Here is a 17,143-nt window from a genome sequence, read left to right on the forward strand (position 1 = left end):
TGGGGCGCTGGCCCTCTTGATATGGTCATGTGGCCGGTAGGGCTCCCGTCCCGGCTTGTGCCGTTTCGCCGCGCGGCAAAGTCAGTCGCACCAGCACTGGCATCGCCAGCAGCACGAGCGGGAACTGAAGCAGCAGGCCAGCGATGATCGCTATCGCCAGCGGCTGCTGGATGCCCGATCCCTGCCCGATAGCCAGCGCCAGCGGCAGGAGTGTCAACATTGCGGCCAGGGTCGTCATCAGGATCGGTCGCAGGCGATTCCGGCTGGCTTCCCGGGTGGCTTGTGCGGCGGGCATTACGCGGCAGAGTTCCTCGAACTCGGACACGTAGAAGATCGCCATTTCGGTGCCGATGCCGATGATCATCGTCATGCCCATGAGAGCGGTGATGTTGAGGTCCACGCCCGCGAGCCAGAGGGCCGTAAAGACGGCGGTGGTCGAAAGCAGGGAACAGCCGATGATGATGACCGGCAGCCAGAAGCGCCGATACAGGATCAGCAGGAGTATGAGTTCGGCGACCAGGGCCATGGCGAACACCTTGATCAGTCCTGCAAAGGCGATCTGCTGCTGTTGATAGAGGCCGCCCATTTCGTAGCGCACGCCGGTGCCAAGTGCCCCCGGCCTGTCGAGCGCCCTGGTTACGTCACCGACGGCTGCGCCGATACCGCGCCCCTGGATACGCCCCGTCACAGCCACCATCGGCTCGAGATTCTCGCGCGCAATCTGCGGTTGGCCGGTGACGGCCTCGATCGTGGCGACCCGCGAGAGCGGAAATATATGACCGTCGCCAGCCCGGATCGGCAGTTGAGACAGGCCATCCTGGCTGAGCGTCATTGTCTCGGCCAAGCGGACACGCACATCGACCGCCTTGCTGGGCTGCGCCAGTGTCGTGGCGATCGCCCCGGTAAGAGCGGTGGAAAGCTGCGCCCCGACATCTGCGGGGGCGACTCCTTCGATTCCGGCGCGAACAGGATCGACATGGACGTTGAGCGCGTCGCCGGCGAGTTGCACGCCGTCCTTCACCTCGATGACGCCTGGAATTTGCCCGATCAAGGCTGCAACTTTGCGTGCCTCGCTCTGTAGAATGCCAGGATCAGCGGCATAAAGCTTTACCTCGATCGGTTGAGGAACAGCCGTCAGATCGCCGATGAGATCCTCCATCAACTGCGCGACTTCCACTTCAACACCGGGAACCTTGATGGCGATCTCGCTTGCGATCGAGGCGGCAAGCACTTCGGTCGGCGTGCTGTGATCCGGCTTCAGTCGCACAAAATAGTCGCCATGATAGCTTTGTCCGAGGTCGCCCCCGAGCCCGGTGCCGAGGCGACGCGAGAAGGTCAGCACCTGGGGATTGGCACGCAGCATCGCATCGATCTGCCCGACCTGTCGGCCGGTCTCCTCGAGCGATGTGCCGGGCGCCGTGAAATAATCCATGATGAAGCCGCCTTCATCGACCTTCGGCATGAACCCGGTGGGCACATTGGAATAGCCGACAAAGCCGATCAGCAGCAGCGGGCCTGCGATCATGGCAAGGAGCCATGGACGAGCCGAAAGGCGATCGAGCGTACGCTCATGTAGACGCCCAATACGTCCGTCACCGGCCAGTCCAGGATCATGCCACTGGTTGAAATCGATCAGCCAGCGCGCGAGTATCGGAACGACGAAGGCCGTCATCGCCCAGGAAAGAGCCAGTGCTCCGGCCATGGTGATGGAAAGAGCCTTGGAAAAGGCACCGGTCACGCCGGTCAGGAAGGACAGCGGCAGAAACACGATCAAGGTGGCAAGGCTGGAGCCGGTGAGTGGTACCATGAACTCTCGCGCTGCGGGCAGGACGGCGGCGTCGCCGAGTGGCTTCCCATCGCTGCCAAGGGCGCCCGCCCGCCGCGCAATATGTTCGACCATCACGATTACATCGTCGATGAGCAGGCCGACGGCCGCTGCAATGCCGCCAAGGGTCATGATGTTGAAGCTCATGCCGAGCAGCGAAAGCAGCAATATTGTCGCTGCCAATGTGGCGGGGACGACGATCACCGCGATCAGCGTCACGCGCCAACTGCGCAGGAACCACAACAGGACGAGGCCGGCCAGGACAAGGCCGATCAATACGGCATCACGCACGCTTGCTGCAGATTGGGTGACCAGTTCGCTTTGATCATACCAGTTCACCAGCTTGACGCCGGCTGGCAGTTTTACGCCAGCCAGCTTTGCCTGCACTTCACGGGCTATCTGGACCGCGTTGCCATCGGGCTGCTCATAGATATTGAACAGCACCGCAGGCTTGCCGTCGTCGACGATGCGCTGCCAAACCGGAACCGCGCCGTCCTGGACGGTCGCGACATCGCGGACGTGAACGATCCCGGCAGTTGCAGCCTTGATGACGATGTTGCCGACGTCGCCCGCACTGATGATGCTGCGGTCGGCGATGACCAACGACAGACGGCCGCGATCCTGCACCTGGCCGACCGCGCTCAACACATTGCCATTGCGGATTGCGCTGGCCAGGTCGGTCATCGACAGGCCGTGATCGGCTAATCGATATGGGTCGGCGAGCACCTGTACCTCGGCGGTATCACCGCCTTGGACACCGACACGCGCCAGGCCATTGATCGATGAAAGCAGGGGCGTGATCTGATAGGTGGCCAAATCCTGCAAGGCCACCGGGTCGCCATGCTCGGATACCAGCGCATAGGAGATGATCGGAAAGACCGTAGGATCCATGCGACGGACGTCATATTGGGTGCCGGCGGGCAGCGACGGCAATATCCGCCCCAAAGCCGTGTCGACCAGCAAAGTGCTGGCGACCATGTCGCGCCCCCAGCCAAAATCGACCGAGATCTGCGCCGATCCGCGGCTCGTTTCCGAGCGGACATTCTGGACGCCGGGTATGGCGCGGATCGCTTCTTCTGCCGGGCGGGTAATTGTGAGCGCCGTCTGGTCGGCCGGACGGCTTCCGGCGTTGAGATCGACCACCACCCGAGGGAAGGACACCTGGGGAAACAGTCCCGTGGGCAGCGATAGCGATGCAACGACACCTGCCAGCGCAAGCGCCATGGCGATGAGAACCAATGTACGCGCTTGCGTACGGAGCAGATATTCCAGCATCAGTTGCTCCACCGCACGGCGTCGCCGTCACTGACCTGATAGGCGCCCGAGACGATCAGCGGCTTGCCTGGATCAAGTGCGCCCTCGACGACATCGCCCCGGTCGGAGGCAAGCAGGATGCGGATCGGGATCGCCCGGGCCTGGCGATTGGCCACCTGAAACAGGCGGGCCGGGCCGCCAGCCGTCACCACCGACTGATGTGGCACGATCCAGCCGGAAACCTGGCCGGTCTCGATGGCTACCTGCATGGCTTCGCCGGGGAGCAGCGCGCCAGCCGGGAAGCTGACATCAACATCGATCAGTCGGGTGAGTGGGTTAAGAGCGCTGTCTGCCCGAACGACTTGTCCTGCCAGGCTTTGCCCGCCCGAAAGCCGCTTGAGCGATGCAGGCATGCCTACCGCTACGCGGCCATGGACGGCGGGATCGACCCCAACGGTGACGACAATCCCACCGGCCCTGGCAACCGTGACGATCGGGGCGCCAGCCTGCAGGCGATCGCCCTGTGCGACAGATATGCTGGTCACGATCCCGTCAAAGGGCGCGACAAGCGTGCGGGCTGCCTGCCCCGCCCCTTCCGCCTGAAGGGCTGCGAGTGCATGTTGCGCGTCGGAAACCGCCTTGTTCGCCTGGGTGAGCTGATCCTGGGTCGCGAGTTGTTGCGAGAGGAGTTGCGCTGTCGTCGCAGCCTGTTTGCGCGCGGCAGCCAGCCCGCTCGAGGCCTGCTCATAAGCGCTGCGGGCCGAGGGCGCGACCATGAAAGTCGCCAGGGATTGGCCCGCTTTCACGGCCGTGCCGGGCGCTACCAGCAGCGCGGTAACCTGTCCGGGTTGCGCAACGCTCAGGCTCTGTGTTCCATTGATGGCAGGTGCCACGGTGCCATAGCAGTCGAGCGTTGCCGGCAGTGCGCCACGCCGCGCTGTCACTGTGCTGACCAATGTCGTCGGCGCATCGCTCGGCGCCACTGGCGTATTTCCGCATCCTGCAAGAAGCAGGACGATGGGCGCAAGGAAAGCTGCGCCCTTCATCGTGCCGCATCCGGCGCAGTCAGCGCATCTGCCTTGGGCAGGCCCGATCCGATGAGGGTCTGTATGGCGATCTGGCGATCGAGGAGCGCAAGTTCGAGTGTCATGATTTCCTGCTCCTTGGTGAAGCGATTGGAAACGAGGTCGACATAGCCGCGCTCGTCGAGATTGGACGCGCCAAAGGCGGCCTGTGCCCGCTCGGCAGCAAGGCGTGCGGCGGGAAGATCATGCCGGGCCGTCATGAGCTGGGCTGAAAGCTGCTCTGCCTCGCTCAACATGGCTTCGACTGTGCCCATCGTGGCCGCGAGCCGCGCGGAATAATCGGCATGAAGCTGTTCGCGGGTAGCCCGGGCGATGGCGATATTGCCCTGGTTGCGATCAAATATCGGCAGGCCGATCTGAATATTCGGGCCACCATTGATGACCTTGGCATTGTCGCTTGCGACGCTTCCGCCAAGGTTCATGTCGGGAAATTGGGAAAGGATCGCCTGGCGCACTTGCTCGTCTGACGAGGCATAGCCCATGCGCAGGGCTATGAGATCGGGGCGGCGAGCCGGCAAGTTGGGAAGATCGGCCCTGATCGCTGCCATGTCGAATGGTGGGAGATCGACCTGCTCGGCCAATGGAAGCTGCGCGTCGGGCGTGAGGCCCAGCAATGCATTGAGCTGATGCTTGAGACCAAGTTGACGCTGATCCAGGGCATCGAGCGCGGCGCGGGCAGACTGCAAAGCCAGTCGATCGGGCGCGACCGTCACCAGCGTCACGCTATGCGCTGCCAATGCCTTCTCAAGCTTGGTGTTGCGCTCGACCAGAAGCGTGTAGGCTCCAGCATAGCTCGGGCGGGCGCGGTTCCCCATGATGAGGTCGCAGGCGAGTTGGCGCGCCTGGCCTGCAACCTGCCATTCCTGCCAGATGATGTCGGCTGCGACCTGTTGTTCACTGTCGGCGGCGGCACGGCGCCTGGAACGGTAGGTGACCAGGCTCTTGATATCCTGCGCAATGCCCAGATTCCACGCCGGTACGCTGCCGGCGCCGGATAGCAGCGGCAGCAGTGCGCCGCTCAGCGACGGATTGGGCAGAAGGCCGGCTTGCAATGTCTGTCCGGTGGCGATGCCGCGCTTGAACCGGATCGCCCTGAGATCGGGATTGTTCGCAAGGGCAAGGGTAACCACCTGCTCCACGCCAAGCGGTTCGCGGGGGATGGACGGATCCAGCGAGCGAAGATCAGGCGCGAGCGGCGCCTGGGTTGCGAGCGGCAGAGGCGTATAATGCGCGCAGCCAGCAAGCGACAGTGCCAGCAGGCTAAGGCTTGCAGACATGGGAAGGCGACGTGGCATGAGAAGGCTGACCCCTGTTTATGGAGCGACCGGGCCGGTTGGCCTGGCCCGGTACCAGGCGCTCAATCCGGGTTATGGCCTTCAGGCACATTTTCGAGCGGTTTGCCCGTCACGGCGTCGATGCCCACTTCATAGGCCCGTCCCTTGCTCATGATGTCGAAGGAATAGCGCAGTCCGCTGCCGCCCTTTTCCTTTTCCAGTTCCTGATCGGTTATCGTGCCGGGGCGCAGCTTGAGCGCCGCCATCCGCGCAGCAGCGAGCGAGAGCTTGGATTGAGCAGCATATTGGCTGCCCTTGAGTTTTGCAGCGGGCGCGGCGGGCAGCATCGTGGCAATGCTGCCAATCAGGGCAGCCGCCAGGGCGGTTGGCATCCTTTTCATGGCGATATCCTCCTGCGCGAATCTGCGCATTACCCGCTCTAGCGGTCGCCAGTTTCGCGCAGCGTGACGCGAACATTGATAATCCCCAACTTGCGGGGACGAAGGAAGATGAAGCAAAATCCTTCTGTTGAAGACCAGGATCGTGCGATGAGGACGGGCGATGAAGCTGCTGCTGCTCGAGGATGATGAAACGACGCGCGTCCATCTCGAGCGCGTCCTGACTGCTGCCGGTCATGTGCTGGATGTGTGCGACAATGGCCGCGATGCGATCTTCCTGGGATCAAGCGGGGACCATGCCGTCCTCATTCTCGACCGAATGGTACCGGGCCTTGACGGATTGGCGGTCTTGAAAGCGCTGCGCGCAGCTGGCGTGAGAGCGCCAGCCCTGTTCCTCACCGCCATGAATGGCGTCGAAGACCGCGTCGAGGGGCTTGAAGCGGGCGCAGATGACTATCTCGCCAAACCTTTCGCCGCGACCGAACTGCTTGCCCGCGTCAATGCGCTGGCGCGTCGTCCGCCCATCGCCGAAACAGTTTCCGTTCTTGAGGTCTCCGATCTCAGCCTGGACAGGATCAAGCGAACGGTGCTCCGAGGCGGTAATCGGATCGAATTGCAGGCGCAGGAATTCAAGCTGCTCGAATATCTGATGCTGCATGCCGGGGAGATCGTCACAAGGACGATGCTCCTCGAAAATGTCTGGTCATTCCATTTTGATCCGAGAACCAACATCATCGAAAGCCATGTCAGTCGGCTGCGCGCCAAGGTCGATCGCGGATTTGGCAGGGAACTGATCCAGACCGTGCGCGGGGCGGGATATCGTATCGATGACGTTTGAAGCCGTGCTGCGTGCGCCCTTGCGTAGCGCGGCGTTTCGATTTGCCGTGCTGCTGGCCCTGATCTTTGCGATCGGGGCTGGGGCACTTCTGTTCACTGTTCGGAGCCAGATTGGACATTATGCAGCCGAGGCGACGAGCGGCCGATTGAAGGCGGAAGTTGCCATCCTTGGCGGCGAATATGCGCAGCTAGGACAATCGGGCCTGACCGATGCCATCGCGCGCCACCAGAGCGTGGGCGATGACGCGCAATTTCACTATCTGCTGGTCGATGCGCAGCGGCGGCGTCTTGCCGGCGACCTGCCGGTCAGCGCGGCCCGGGTTGGCACATATGCGCTCGAAATGGTTGAGCATGACAGCGGCCCGGTCAGCGGTCGGTTGGAGACGCTGACGGCGCTGGGGACGAGCCTACCGGACGGCCTGACGCTGGTCGTCGCCACCGACAATTTCGATGTGCTGGATCTGCGCAGTCGCCTCCTTGCCTTCACCCTGCTCAGCGGGGTGGGCATTACGCTGTTCGTTCTGGTGGGCGGTTTCCTGGCGGCCGTCCTATTCCTGCGGCGCCTGGAACGCGTAAATCTGGCGGTAAGCCGGATTGTCGAAGGCGAGCGGGAGGAGCGATTGCCGATGATCGGCTTTGGCCCGGAATTTGACGGGCTCGCCCACAATCTCAACATCATGCTCGATCGCAACGAGGCGGCTATGGAGGCCCTCCGCCAGGTTTCCACCGACATAGCCCACGACCTGCGTACCCCCCTCACAAGGCTGCACCAGCAACTGGAGCAGATGCGGGATGCCGATCCGATCGAGCCGGCGGCAGTGGAGGCAGCGCTGGCACAGACATCGGGCCTGCTTGCCACATTCAACGCCCTTCTGCGCATTGGCACCGTGGAGGGAGGAATTGGGCGCAGGCGGTTCAAGGCCGTGGATTTGAGCGAACTCATGGATCGGATCCAGCAACTCTATGAGCCTGTTGCGGAAGATGGCGACCACCATCTCCTTGCCGACCATGCCGGAAATATTCTGATCCATGGCGATGGCGAGTTGCTTACCCAATTGGTGATCAACCTCATCGAAAACGCCCTCGTTCATACGCCTGCCGGCACACGGATCACCTCACGACTCCGCTATCAGGATACTTCGCCTGTCATCGAGATCTGCGATGATGGCCCAGGCATACCAGCAGACGAGCGGGAAAAGGTGTTCGGTCGCTTCTATCGCCTGGATGCCAGTCGCAACACCGAGGGCTCCGGATTGGGGCTGGCGCTCGTGGCCGCGATAGCGAACTTGCATCAAGCACATTGCACAATCTGTGAGGATAGTGCCGGCATGTGTGTGCAAGTCACCTTTCCGACGCTTCAGCCCCAAGGATGATATGGCATCGCCCGTCGATGCGATCAGGTCGGGTCTGCGCAACGGCTTGCCGGATATTCTGCAGGACGGAACGAACGGCGCAAATGGCGGAAAGCAGCAACGCCGGAATGGCATTGAAGGTAATTGCCCGCAGCAACTGACCTTCAAGCCACAGGTCTGAAAGCGCCCTGCTATCAACGGGCCAATCGTACAGAATATGGAGAGAACGAAGCTCCAGATCGCAAAACTCATCGGATGGCGCCTTCCGCAAATATTTTTCGTTCGTGAGCTGAGGTGGCTCCAGTGCCACGGCGTCAGCGCCCCATGCGCATCGGCTTCCTGTTCAACCATGATCAGATCCACCAACTGGCCCACAGCCTGCCCATAGCGATTTCACTCGCTGCGGGCGGTTTTGCCGGCGAGATCATCATCGCAACAACAAATGATCGCCTGGCCCATGAGGTGCGGCGGTTGGCGGGACCGTTACTGGGATCAAGGATCCAGCATGTCGAACTCGGCCTGACGACGCGGTCGGAGCGGCTTGTCGGGATGCTGGGCAGCATGATCCCGGCCAGGAAATTGCTGCTCTATCGGGACAATCTCGAATTTTTCCGTAGCCTGGACATGCTTGTCGTGGCGGAGAAGACATCTCTGCTCCTCAAGAAGCGCTATGGCCTCGACAAGCTCTTCATGATTCATACGCGTCATGGCGCGGGCGATCGTGCGATCGGCTTTGACAAGGCCAGTGCCGGGTTCGACCATGTTCTGTGTTCGGGCGAGAAGATCCGTCGCCGGCTGATCGCTGAAGCCGGGATTGATCCCTCTACCATCAGCATCGTGGGCTATCCCAAATTCGATCTTGTTCGGCAGGCGGGCAGAACCCAGCATTTTTCCCGCGAGCGGCCGATCATTTTATATAATCCGCACTGCTCGCCGCATCTTTCTTCCTGGTACAAGCATGGCAGACAGGTGCTCGATCATTTCGTCGAGCGGGATGCGCAAGAGCTTATTTTTGCACCCCATGTAATGCTCTTCGAAAGGCCGTTCGTAGTCACGATAGACAAGTTGAGCGTCAATCGCCCGGGGACCATCGCGAAGCGCTTTCTGCATGGCGACAATATCCATATTGACCTCGGCAGCCGGGCATCGACCGATATGAGCTATACGCTGATCGCCGATGTCTATCTGGGCGACGCGAGTAGCCAGGTCTATGAATTTCTGCTGCGTCCGCGACCCTGTGTGTTTCTCAACAGCCATGGCATCGACTGGCGGGGGGATCCGAACTTTGCGCACTGGCGAGCCGGCGAAGTCATCTCGGATCCCAAGGATCTTGGCCCGGCTCTCGCCCGCGCAAATGGTCTGCATCGCGATCACTACCAAGCCATTCAGGAGAATCTGTTCGCCGACAGCTTCGATCTGGACGGCCGACCGTCGTCAGACCGGGCAGCGGCGGTCATCACGCAGCTTGCAGACAAGCGCCGAGGCAACGTCGTTGGCTTCAGCAATTTTCGTGCTGCCTGATGTCCTCGCTGACCATCATTCTGCCTTTCTTCAATGAGGAAGGCTGGATCGACAAGACGGTTCAGACCCTTGCGATTCAAAGTGATATTCGTTTCCGACTGCTTCTTATCGACAATGGCTCGACTGACAACGGCACCGAACAAGCGCGCGAGGCAGCCCGATCTCTCGGATCCAGGGCAGAGATATTGTCGTGCCCGACCCCCGGGAAAATTCACGCCATGGCGCTTGGCCTGTCGAGGGTTGAGACCGCCTTTGTGGCGATCTGTGATGCGGACACGGAATATCCGATCGACTATGTAAAGCGCATCCTCGACCTGTTTACGGGCGATCCGGAAGCGGCCTCGGTGATGGCCATCGACCTTTATGCGCCGCTGGAGAGCGCTGAGTCACGAAAACGGACCGATTTCATCCTGCGCAAGAGCCGACGTTTCTCGGCGAAATGTCATGCCGGTGGCTATGCCCAGGCCTATCGCACGGATGCCTTGCGGGCAGCAGGCGGCTTCGACGCCAAACGATGGCCCTATGTCCTTGAGGATCATGAAATCGTGCATCGCGTGATGACGCATGGCCGCGCCATCTACGACCGGGATCATGTCTGTTTTCCCTCAGCGCGGCGATCATGCCGCAAGGCCGTAAGCTGGACACGGGCCGAACGGCTGATCTACCGCTACACGCCGCGATTTGCCCTGGACTGGTATTTCTACACTTTCCTCGGCCGGCGTCTTGCGGCACGCAACGGCACGGGCGATGCCCTGCGCATGAAAGACTGGCCTGCCCAACGCCCATGATCGAACGAGCAACCGTTACAGGGCGTATTTTCAGGGGATTGGGACTTGTGCTCGGCGGCAAGGCCGGCGCCGGGCTCATCAGTCTCGTCTATCTTGTCATCGCCGCGCGCGCCCTGGGGCCGCATGACTATGGCATATTGGTTCTCGTCCATGCCTATGTGACGGCGATATGCGGCATCGTCGAATTTCCGGCCTGGCAGGCGATCGTGCGCTATGGCGCGGAGGCGCGACAGGAAGGGGCATCGCACCGCCTCGCACGTCTGCTTCGTTTCGGTGCCAAGGTCGAACTGGCGGGCGGCGTCGCGGCGATCATCGCCGCCATGCTGCTGGCGCCCTGGGTCGGACCACATCTGGGCTGGCCGCCCGAAACCATGGCTTTCGCCATTCCTTACAGCTTCGCCGTGCTGGGATCGGTGCGCTCTACGCCGGCGGGCTATCTGCAACTGATCGACCGCTTCGACCTTATCGGCCTGCACAATATGGTCCAGCCGCTCGTGCGCCTGTGCGGAGCCTCGCTGGCGCTGCTGTTCGGCTGGGGGCTCAAGGGCTTCCTCGCTGCCTGGCTGCTGGCCGCCATCGCCGAGTTCGCGGTACTCTGGGGCATGGGGCTTATCTGTGCCTACACAAGACTGGGCGCGGTCCTGATCCGTCCACAGGCGGGTAATGTGGCAAGCGAAAATGCCGGCATCTGGCGGTTCCTGGTGGCCAGCAATGCCGATGTCACGCTAGCGGAACTGGCTGGGCGGCTCGCACCGCTGATCGTCGGCTGGGTCATGGGGCCTGCCGTCGCCGGGCTTTTCGCGGTCGCCCAGCGCGCGACCGTGATCATCTCGCAGCCGGCACAGATATTGGGGAACACCGCCTATGCCGAACTGGCAGGGATGGTTGCCTCCGGCCAAGGCGGCGCACCGCTCCGCCGCACGCTTGTGCGCGTCATTCTGATCGCGATCGCCGCGGCCTTGCCCGTGGTCATCCTGGCGGCGCTTTTCCCGACCATGATGGTTACCCTGCTGGCGGGCAGCGCGTTCCAGGCGGCCGGCGCGGTCATGGTGGTTCTGATCATTGCGCGGGTAATCGCGCTGGTCGGACCGCCCTGCAGTTCTGCGCTTTCCGCTATGGGATATCCGGCCCTGTCGATGAGCGCGAACCTCTTTGCGAGCCTCATTTTCCTGCCGGCGCTGCCCTGGTTGCTCGGGTCGTTCGGGCTGATGGGCGCAGGGATACAGGCCGTTGGTCAGGCCCTGATTGCCAGTCTCCTGCTGGGCGGCCTGGCCTGGCACCGGAGCCTGTCGCAGTGAACGGCATGCGCATTGCCTATGTCATCAATTCGGTCGAAGGCGGCGGCGCTGCGCAGCCCGTGCCCGCCATAGCCGACGTGCTGCGCGCCGGCGGCGCGCAGGTGCGGTTGTTCGCGCTTCGGCCAAGCGACAGGCGCGGCTTGCCCGCGATTATCGAGGCGGGGCTGCTTCCGCGCGTTCGGGAAGGCGGGACAGGCGATCATCTGGCGGCCGCCTTGTGGCTACGGCGGGAACTGATGGACTGGGGCGCGACCCATATCTGGACGTCGCTCAGCCGTGCCACGATCCTTGGTCTCATTATCGGGCCTTCCCTCGGACTTCCGGTCGTCTGCTGGCAGCATGCTGCCTTCCTCAAGCCCTGGAATGAAAGGCTGATGCGCCTCCTGGCGCCCAGGGCGGCTTTGTGGGTGGGGGATTCGCAGTCCGTCACCGATCTGACGCAGCATCGACTCCAGGTTCCGGACGAGCGGCTACGCTGCTGGCCCATCTACGCCGTCGATCCAGCCATGCCGCAGGCATCCCCATGGCAGGCCGGCGAGCCGATCCGCATCGGTTCTTTGGGACGGCTTCATCGGGTCAAGGGCTATGACATCTTGATCGCGGCCCTGGCGCAAATCAAGGCTCGGGGCCTTGCCACGCCTCCATTCTCGCTGGCGATCGCGGGTGAGGGGAGCGAGCGCGGTCGCCTGGAGATGCTGGCTCGCAACGCAGGGGTCGATGTCGAATTCGCCGGATTTACCGATGCCCCCAAGAGCTTCCTCGCCGGACTGCATCTCTATGTTCAGCCGTCACGATCCGAAGGCTTTTGCATCGCCGCGCATGAGGCGATGGCGGCCGGGCTGCCGGTGATCGCTTCAGCGGTCGGGGAAATGCCCTATTCGATCATGCCGGGCGTCAGCGGCCTGACCTGCGCACCGGCAGATACTGATGCTCTCGCCCATGCGCTGGAGACCCTGCTTGCTACGCCTTCAAGGCTTGAAGAAATGGGGCAGGCCGCACGAAACCTGGTGAACCAGCGCTACTCAAGAGAGCGTTTCGAAAGAACAGGTACAGCCATTCTCACCCATATCCGCCAAGCGCACGCCTGATTTCCAGCGCCAGCCCGCGTGCGGATCGGTCGATCCGCTTCACATCGACCAGGCTGATCTCCCCGCATGCGGTCAGGCTGTGCATGCCGTCCCGATAGGCGCCGGCGGACAATGGGACCGGCATGGCGTCGCCGGCTTTCGCGCTGAAATTCGCCTCATCCAGCCTGTCGATCCAGAGAGGACGGATGGCTCCGCCATAGGTGCTGCTGCAGTCTTGGACCGGCAGAACGACATGTCCGGACAGGATCTGGGGCGAGCCACCAGGGCGCGATGATGTCACATCGACGCGCACGGGATTGCGCGGATGCACGATCCAGGGGCCCGCCAGGCGCTCGGCCCAGGCGATATGAAGCTGCGATATCTTTGTCTGCTTTGAGGTGGCCGGCGAATAAAAGAGCCACCAGCGGTCTTGATGATGGAGGATCGTTGCATCGACCGGAACGCAGTCCAGTGCGATGCGCAGTTCCGGCCGCCAGTCAGCCAGGCCGCCATGGTCGCGATAAAGCGTCAGCGCGCCCGATCGATGCGCCTCGGGCAGCATCCAGGTCGCACCTTCGCCGGCGAAAATCTGGGGGTAGGACAGGTGCCAGGGCTCACTCAGGCAAAGGCGCCGTTCGACAACCGACAGATGCTCATCGAGCGACAGGCGCATGATCGTGCCATGACGATGGCGATAATCATAATGCTCGGCAAAGATGTGAAGCGTTCCGTCCGCACCTCTCCATCCGAATGGATCGGCAAGAAACTGGAATGCCGGCTCCTCCGGGAGCCATGTCAACGCGCTATCGATCCGGCCCGATGCGATGATTGCAGCCATCGGCTGATGGACGATCCCGCATCTCCATATGTCTTTGCGCCGGGGCATGACTTGCTATGCACATCGGTCCAATATTCCGCTACCCCCTTGCTCTGGGATGATGGCCATGCTCGACGGCAATCGCACGCTTCGTGCCTCGATGATTTCCCACCCGGAACCGGACTGGCAGCTAGTGCATCTCGGCCGACGAGAAGCTGCCATTCCGCAATCGGCCATCCCTCGCATTCCGGGAAACGATCATCAGTGCTTCAGGAACGGCAGGTGTTGGACGGGAACCTGCCGTTCCCGGCGCAGCTCGCGAACGTCGGTTTTGTCCCAGCCTTGGCCATAACCGGACTGACCGCTCATAGGCGCGAGTTTTCTTCAGCCGAACGGCTGGGATGGGCGCGTAGCCGCTGGGCCGCTTACGCCAGCTCCGCCGCACAGCTCTGGCCGGCTACAGACCGGCCGCTTTCAGCAAACGATCCAATGAGCTGGACGTTCGGTGACGCTCGGTCGCACCGCGCTTCTACTGTCCTCGCTACTTTCATTTTTATGACCCTTTTCCGAGCTTGGTTTCGCCATTTTCCCCGACATCTTCGCCGCCTTCTTGGCGGCTTTCGCGGCTTTGGCCGCCCCGGTGTCGATACCGCGCTGGGTCAGATCTATCCCGATGACGCGTATGTCCTCAACGTCGGGGTAGTCGTTGAAGATGAGCGTCCAGTGTCGCTGGAGATCATCGGCCAGCATCTCGAACGTGTCGGCCCGTCAGTCCACCGAGTCATTGTCGATTTTGCCGCTGTTCATAGCGCACCGCTTCTCTGACTCCCCATTCATTCTGCCCGCCGGTAACTTCTGAAGCTCCTGGAAAACAGGGGAGTCTTCTCGCCGAAACTTTTCTAACCTCCCCTCAAGTCCCGCATTTGCGCGGCTGCTATCAGTGTCTCGTCACATCAAGACACGGAGGTAAACACAGGTGACCGCATAAATCCGAATTCTCCTGGCCTTGAAGAGGCAAAGCCTGGGACATTCGCGACTGTCGAGTTCGAAGCACTGTTTGAACAAACGCCGGCACTCGCATTACCGCCTGGGCTGTTGCCACCGCCTTGATAAACCGGCGATAAAACCCAATCCCGAAGAAAACTGTGATTTAACAAACGATAAGGAGAATTTATGAAAGCAGAAAATTGTGTTGGCGATGCGGAGGTGCATGCACTTTACACGCCCGCGAACCTGCCTGGCCTCCACTGGCCAGTATATCTGTTGCTCGACCATCGCGATGGCGCAGCTTGGGTCGAACAGTTCGAACCAGGTGCGATGCCGATCGACGTCGCCAACGGCCAGATGAGTATGTGGCAAATCGGAGAAGTACCGACCATAGGCGAGGCGCGCGACCTCGTGAATAAGCTGCTGCCAGAATTGACGACCTACCTCGCTGAAATCGAGGAAGAAGATGCTGATGATGCGGAGATTTCGGACATCTGCCACTCCTTTGTATCAGGTCACAGTTTCTCCACCGTCGCTGAAATCCTAGAGGCGCCCGCCGAAACCGCGTTCTGCGAGGCAGGCGACGAAGTAGATGTGGGCGACCCAGATGCGCATCGGATCGAATATTCGTTCAGCCCTGTAATCTTGACGGCCGAATCGACAGACGCGTCATTGACGGCGTTGGCTGCGGACATGGCGAAGCATTTCTCGCCCACCATTCTGGTTGATGTCGAATCTTATGTGAACCGAATGAGGCGCGACCTCAAAGATAATGCGGGCCTTAGCCAAGGGCGCGCAGCCTAAGGAAAACTAGAATGCCATGACTTAGGCATTCGTTTTTCTGAAGACGAGGCTAGGGGTAAAAAACCAAACTCACTAGCCTCGTCTGTGGCAAATTTAGGGATTTGCAGTCCGTTCGAATTGTCCACTTCGCTCAGCTAGCTGCAATTCGGTGCCTAACCATGCGTCCCGGCCACCACCTCACTGGATCGTACCTCCAGCCGCAAGGACATCGAGGCAATCGGCGATTGCAAGCCAGCGCATGACGCCGGCTTCGTCACCCTTGATGGCGAGATCTTTCACGCGTCCAGCGATGAACTCCGCCGCCCCAGCGCCATATTGACGATCCACGGCCAGCGCTTCGGCCCAGCGTTCCATCTCCCGCGTCACAGGAACGACGGAGTTTCGACCACTACCGACTTCTTCTTCACCCATAATTCGCTGGTGCGCGTCATCTCGATCAACGCATCGGGAAAGCAGCGGTCCTGAAATGACACGGCGTCATCAAATGAGCCGTGAAGCCACCGCTCATAATCATCTGGCATGAGAAGCACCGGCATGCGATCATGCACAGGCCGGATGGCTTCGTTGCAATCGGTCATTACGCCCGAATAGACAGGCCCCCATTCATCGCTCACGCGCCATAGCCCCGCCCATGCAAAGATCGGCTGTCCCTTCACATTGAACCAGGTCCGGGTCTTAGCGCCCTTTTGACCCTCCGCTTCGGCAAAGGCCGTCAGCGGGATGAGGCAGCGCCATTGCGGCTTGGCCGCCAGGCCTTTCCACATCGGCTTGGCGAGATCGGCAATATTGTTGACAGGCTTGGGCTTTGCCGTCGGGGCCATGCCCTTGAGGCGCAACGGGAAGCCCCAGGTCATCGACTGCATGATGCGCTGCCCGGCTTCCTCCCGGATCACGAGGCCCGGCGTGCCGGGATAGACCTCGTCACCGGCATTGGACATGACCGGGTTGGCGACGCCGAAATGGGCGGCCACCTCGGCAGCGCTCAGACGCTCGGTGTAGAGATTGCAGATGGCTGACCTCCTGTTCGAACGAAGCGGCTGGAGCAGTTGGCGATTCCAGCTTCATCCTATCATGGCGCGAAAGACGGGAAAGCCGCCTGTCTGGCAGGATAGCCGGCAAATTTCTCGCCCCGACTACAGCAAAAGCGCCTGCGCCTGCGTTCCGGGCGGCGGCGCCTTGCTGCGCCAGCTATCCTCGGTTTGCTGCACCTCCATCCGTTCTGCCGCAAAGGGCGAACGGAACTGGAACCGGATCACATCCTGGATGCCGCCATGCAGCCAGGCGTCATAGTCATGGGGATCAAGCAGCACCGGCATCCGGTCGTTGGTCGGCGGAATCGCGGCATTGGCCTCCATCGTCATGCCGGCATAGACCGGCCCCTCGCTCAGCAGGTTTCGGCAGAATCCGGCCCAGGCAATGATCGGCTGGCGCTTCACCGAAAACCAGGTCCTGGTCTTGGCACCGGGCACGCCATCGGGATTGGCAAAATGGGTGAGCACGATGAGGCAGCGATAGCGCGGATCGACCACCATCTCCTCCCACATTGGGTTGGTGAGATCAGCGACCAAGCCGATCCGCCCCGCTTCTTCGCCGCGCGCGCGCATATCCTTGGTCAGGCGCGGAAAACCCCATGTCATGGACCGCAACAGGCGCCGGCCGCCTTTCTCGAAGACGACCAGCCCCGGCAGCCCTTCCACCGTCTCCTCAGGTACCGCGACCGACGGCAAGGGATCGACCCCGAAGTGCGCCGCGATCTCGGCGATGCTCGCCCGCGCGCAATGCAGCCGTGACATGATGGGACCTCCTTGCCGGGACTCGAAGCCATCTCCTTAACAT

General features: G+C 61.6%; 17 protein-coding genes. 8 read left to right on the forward strand and 9 right to left on the reverse strand.

The features are described from left to right. Positions 1-25: 25 nt before the first annotated feature. From HH800_RS18595 to HH800_RS18610, 4 genes are all read right to left on the reverse strand, one after another. The gene (locus tag HH800_RS18595) at positions 26-3,100 is read right to left on the reverse strand and encodes an efflux RND transporter permease subunit (RefSeq protein ID WP_169861962.1); all 3,075 of its coding nucleotides are present in this window, start codon (positions 3,098-3,100) and stop codon (positions 26-28) included. Continuing rightward, positions 3,100-4,125: an efflux RND transporter periplasmic adaptor subunit gene (locus HH800_RS18600; protein WP_017183061.1), complete on the reverse strand. Its 1,026-nt coding sequence runs from the start codon at positions 4,123-4,125 to the stop codon at positions 3,100-3,102. Before HH800_RS18600 ends, HH800_RS18595 begins: the two co-directional genes overlap by 1 nt. After that, positions 4,122-5,441, reverse strand: a complete 1,320-nt coding sequence (locus HH800_RS18605; RefSeq protein WP_169861963.1) for a TolC family protein — start codon at positions 5,439-5,441, stop codon at positions 4,122-4,124. The genes HH800_RS18600 and HH800_RS18605 overlap by 4 nt, the downstream gene beginning before the upstream one ends. Positions 5,442-5,521: 80 nt before the next feature. Beyond that, entirely contained in the window at positions 5,522-5,839 is a 318-nt protein-coding gene (locus HH800_RS18610) for a PepSY domain-containing protein (RefSeq protein WP_010335873.1), read from the reverse strand. Positions 5,840-5,999: 160 nt separating this feature from the next. Between HH800_RS18610 and HH800_RS18615 the strand changes: the two genes are divergently transcribed. The 7 genes from HH800_RS18615 (at position 6,000) to HH800_RS18645 (ending at position 12,720) form a co-directional block, all read left to right on the forward strand. Beyond that, positions 6,000-6,674: a response regulator transcription factor gene (locus HH800_RS18615; RefSeq protein WP_010335872.1), complete on the forward strand. Its 675-nt coding sequence runs from the start codon at positions 6,000-6,002 to the stop codon at positions 6,672-6,674. Continuing rightward, positions 6,664-8,046 (forward strand): sensor histidine kinase, encoded by a 1,383-nt coding sequence (locus HH800_RS18620; protein ID WP_010335871.1) that lies wholly within the window; start codon positions 6,664-6,666, stop codon positions 8,044-8,046. Before HH800_RS18615 ends, HH800_RS18620 begins: the two co-directional genes overlap by 11 nt. Before the next feature lies 1 nt (position 8,047). Then, on the forward strand, positions 8,048-8,206 hold the full coding sequence (locus tag HH800_RS18625) for a hypothetical protein (protein WP_017183059.1): 159 nt from the start codon (positions 8,048-8,050) through the stop codon (positions 8,204-8,206). A gap of 143 nt (positions 8,207-8,349) precedes the next feature. Next, positions 8,350-9,546 carry a hypothetical protein gene (locus HH800_RS18630; RefSeq protein ID WP_010335870.1) on the forward strand — a complete coding sequence of 399 codons (1,197 nt, stop codon included), beginning with the start codon at positions 8,350-8,352 and terminating at the stop codon, positions 9,544-9,546. Continuing rightward, a complete protein-coding gene (locus tag HH800_RS18635) occupies positions 9,546-10,334 on the forward strand; it encodes a glycosyltransferase (RefSeq protein WP_010335869.1) in 789 nt (262 codons plus the stop codon). The genes HH800_RS18630 and HH800_RS18635 overlap by 1 nt, the downstream gene beginning before the upstream one ends. Beyond that, complete coding sequence (locus tag HH800_RS18640; protein WP_037509322.1) at positions 10,331-11,632, forward strand: lipopolysaccharide biosynthesis protein; 1,302 nt, start codon at positions 10,331-10,333, stop codon at positions 11,630-11,632. The genes HH800_RS18635 and HH800_RS18640 overlap by 4 nt, the downstream gene beginning before the upstream one ends. Positions 11,633-11,637: 5 nt before the next feature. Then, a complete protein-coding gene (locus tag HH800_RS18645) occupies positions 11,638-12,720 on the forward strand; it encodes a glycosyltransferase family 4 protein (RefSeq protein ID WP_017183057.1) in 1,083 nt (360 codons plus the stop codon). Here the strand turns inward: HH800_RS18645 and HH800_RS18650 are convergent. After that, complete coding sequence (locus HH800_RS18650; protein ID WP_010335866.1) at positions 12,692-13,537, reverse strand: hypothetical protein; 846 nt, start codon at positions 13,535-13,537, stop codon at positions 12,692-12,694. The two genes, HH800_RS18645 and HH800_RS18650, sit on opposite strands and share 29 nt — an antisense overlap. A 453-nt stretch (positions 13,538-13,990) precedes the next feature. Next, positions 13,991-14,266 (reverse strand): hypothetical protein, encoded by a 276-nt coding sequence (locus HH800_RS18655; protein WP_017183551.1) that lies wholly within the window; start codon positions 14,264-14,266, stop codon positions 13,991-13,993. Positions 14,267-14,689: 423 nt separating this feature from the next. Between HH800_RS18655 and HH800_RS18660 the strand changes: the two genes are divergently transcribed. After that, positions 14,690-15,307: a hypothetical protein gene (locus tag HH800_RS18660; RefSeq protein WP_037522652.1), complete on the forward strand. Its 618-nt coding sequence runs from the start codon at positions 14,690-14,692 to the stop codon at positions 15,305-15,307. A gap of 177 nt (positions 15,308-15,484) precedes the next feature. On the opposite strand, the gene HH800_RS18665 is transcribed toward HH800_RS18660, so the two are convergent. The 3 genes from HH800_RS18665 to HH800_RS18675 form a co-directional block, all read right to left on the reverse strand. Next, positions 15,485-15,661: a DUF6961 family protein gene (locus HH800_RS18665; protein ID WP_155276519.1), complete on the reverse strand. Its 177-nt coding sequence runs from the start codon at positions 15,659-15,661 to the stop codon at positions 15,485-15,487. Between the two features lie 8 nt (positions 15,662-15,669). Beyond that, positions 15,670-16,317 (reverse strand): SOS response-associated peptidase, encoded by a 648-nt coding sequence (locus HH800_RS18670; RefSeq protein WP_080727361.1) that lies wholly within the window; start codon positions 16,315-16,317, stop codon positions 15,670-15,672. Between the two features lie 123 nt (positions 16,318-16,440). Then, positions 16,441-17,100 (reverse strand): SOS response-associated peptidase family protein, encoded by a 660-nt coding sequence (locus HH800_RS18675; protein WP_037522658.1) that lies wholly within the window; start codon positions 17,098-17,100, stop codon positions 16,441-16,443. Positions 17,101-17,143 lie beyond the last annotated feature (43 nt).

Source organism: Sphingobium yanoikuyae, from assembly GCF_013001025.1.
In the GTDB taxonomy this organism is placed as follows: Bacteria; Pseudomonadota; Alphaproteobacteria; order Sphingomonadales; family Sphingomonadaceae; genus Sphingobium; species Sphingobium yanoikuyae_A.

Bases quoted from the DNA above. Each gene is read 5' to 3' on its own strand.
- HH800_RS18665 (WP_155276519.1), bottom strand. From the start codon at position 15,661: ATGGAACGCTGGGCCGAAGCGCTGGCCGTGGATCGTCAATATGGCGCT.
- HH800_RS18640 (WP_037509322.1), top strand. From the start codon at position 10,331: ATGATCGAACGAGCAACCGTTACAGGGCGTATTTTCAGGGGATTGGGA.
- HH800_RS18630 (WP_010335870.1), top strand. From the start codon at position 8,350: ATGCGCATCGGCTTCCTGTTCAACCATGATCAGATCCACCAACTGGCC.
- HH800_RS18605 (WP_169861963.1), bottom strand. From the start codon at position 5,441: ATGTCTGCAAGCCTTAGCCTGCTGGCACTGTCGCTTGCTGGCTGCGCG.
- HH800_RS18610 (WP_010335873.1), bottom strand. From the start codon at position 5,839: ATGAAAAGGATGCCAACCGCCCTGGCGGCTGCCCTGATTGGCAGCATT.
- HH800_RS18655 (WP_017183551.1), bottom strand. From the start codon at position 14,266: ATGCTGGCCGATGATCTCCAGCGACACTGGACGCTCATCTTCAACGAC.
- HH800_RS18625 (WP_017183059.1), top strand. From the start codon at position 8,048: ATGGCATCGCCCGTCGATGCGATCAGGTCGGGTCTGCGCAACGGCTTG.
- HH800_RS18615 (WP_010335872.1), top strand. From the start codon at position 6,000: ATGAAGCTGCTGCTGCTCGAGGATGATGAAACGACGCGCGTCCATCTC.
- HH800_RS18600 (WP_017183061.1), bottom strand. From the start codon at position 4,125: ATGAAGGGCGCAGCTTTCCTTGCGCCCATCGTCCTGCTTCTTGCAGGA.
- HH800_RS18650 (WP_010335866.1), bottom strand. From the start codon at position 13,537: ATGGCTGCAATCATCGCATCGGGCCGGATCGATAGCGCGTTGACATGG.
- HH800_RS18675 (WP_037522658.1), bottom strand. From the start codon at position 17,100: ATGTCACGGCTGCATTGCGCGCGGGCGAGCATCGCCGAGATCGCGGCG.
- HH800_RS18595 (WP_169861962.1), bottom strand. From the start codon at position 3,100: ATGCTGGAATATCTGCTCCGTACGCAAGCGCGTACATTGGTTCTCATC.
- HH800_RS18660 (WP_037522652.1), top strand. From the start codon at position 14,690: ATGAAAGCAGAAAATTGTGTTGGCGATGCGGAGGTGCATGCACTTTAC.
- HH800_RS18635 (WP_010335869.1), top strand. From the start codon at position 9,546: ATGTCCTCGCTGACCATCATTCTGCCTTTCTTCAATGAGGAAGGCTGG.
- HH800_RS18645 (WP_017183057.1), top strand. From the start codon at position 11,638: ATGCGCATTGCCTATGTCATCAATTCGGTCGAAGGCGGCGGCGCTGCG.
- HH800_RS18620 (WP_010335871.1), top strand. From the start codon at position 6,664: ATGACGTTTGAAGCCGTGCTGCGTGCGCCCTTGCGTAGCGCGGCGTTT.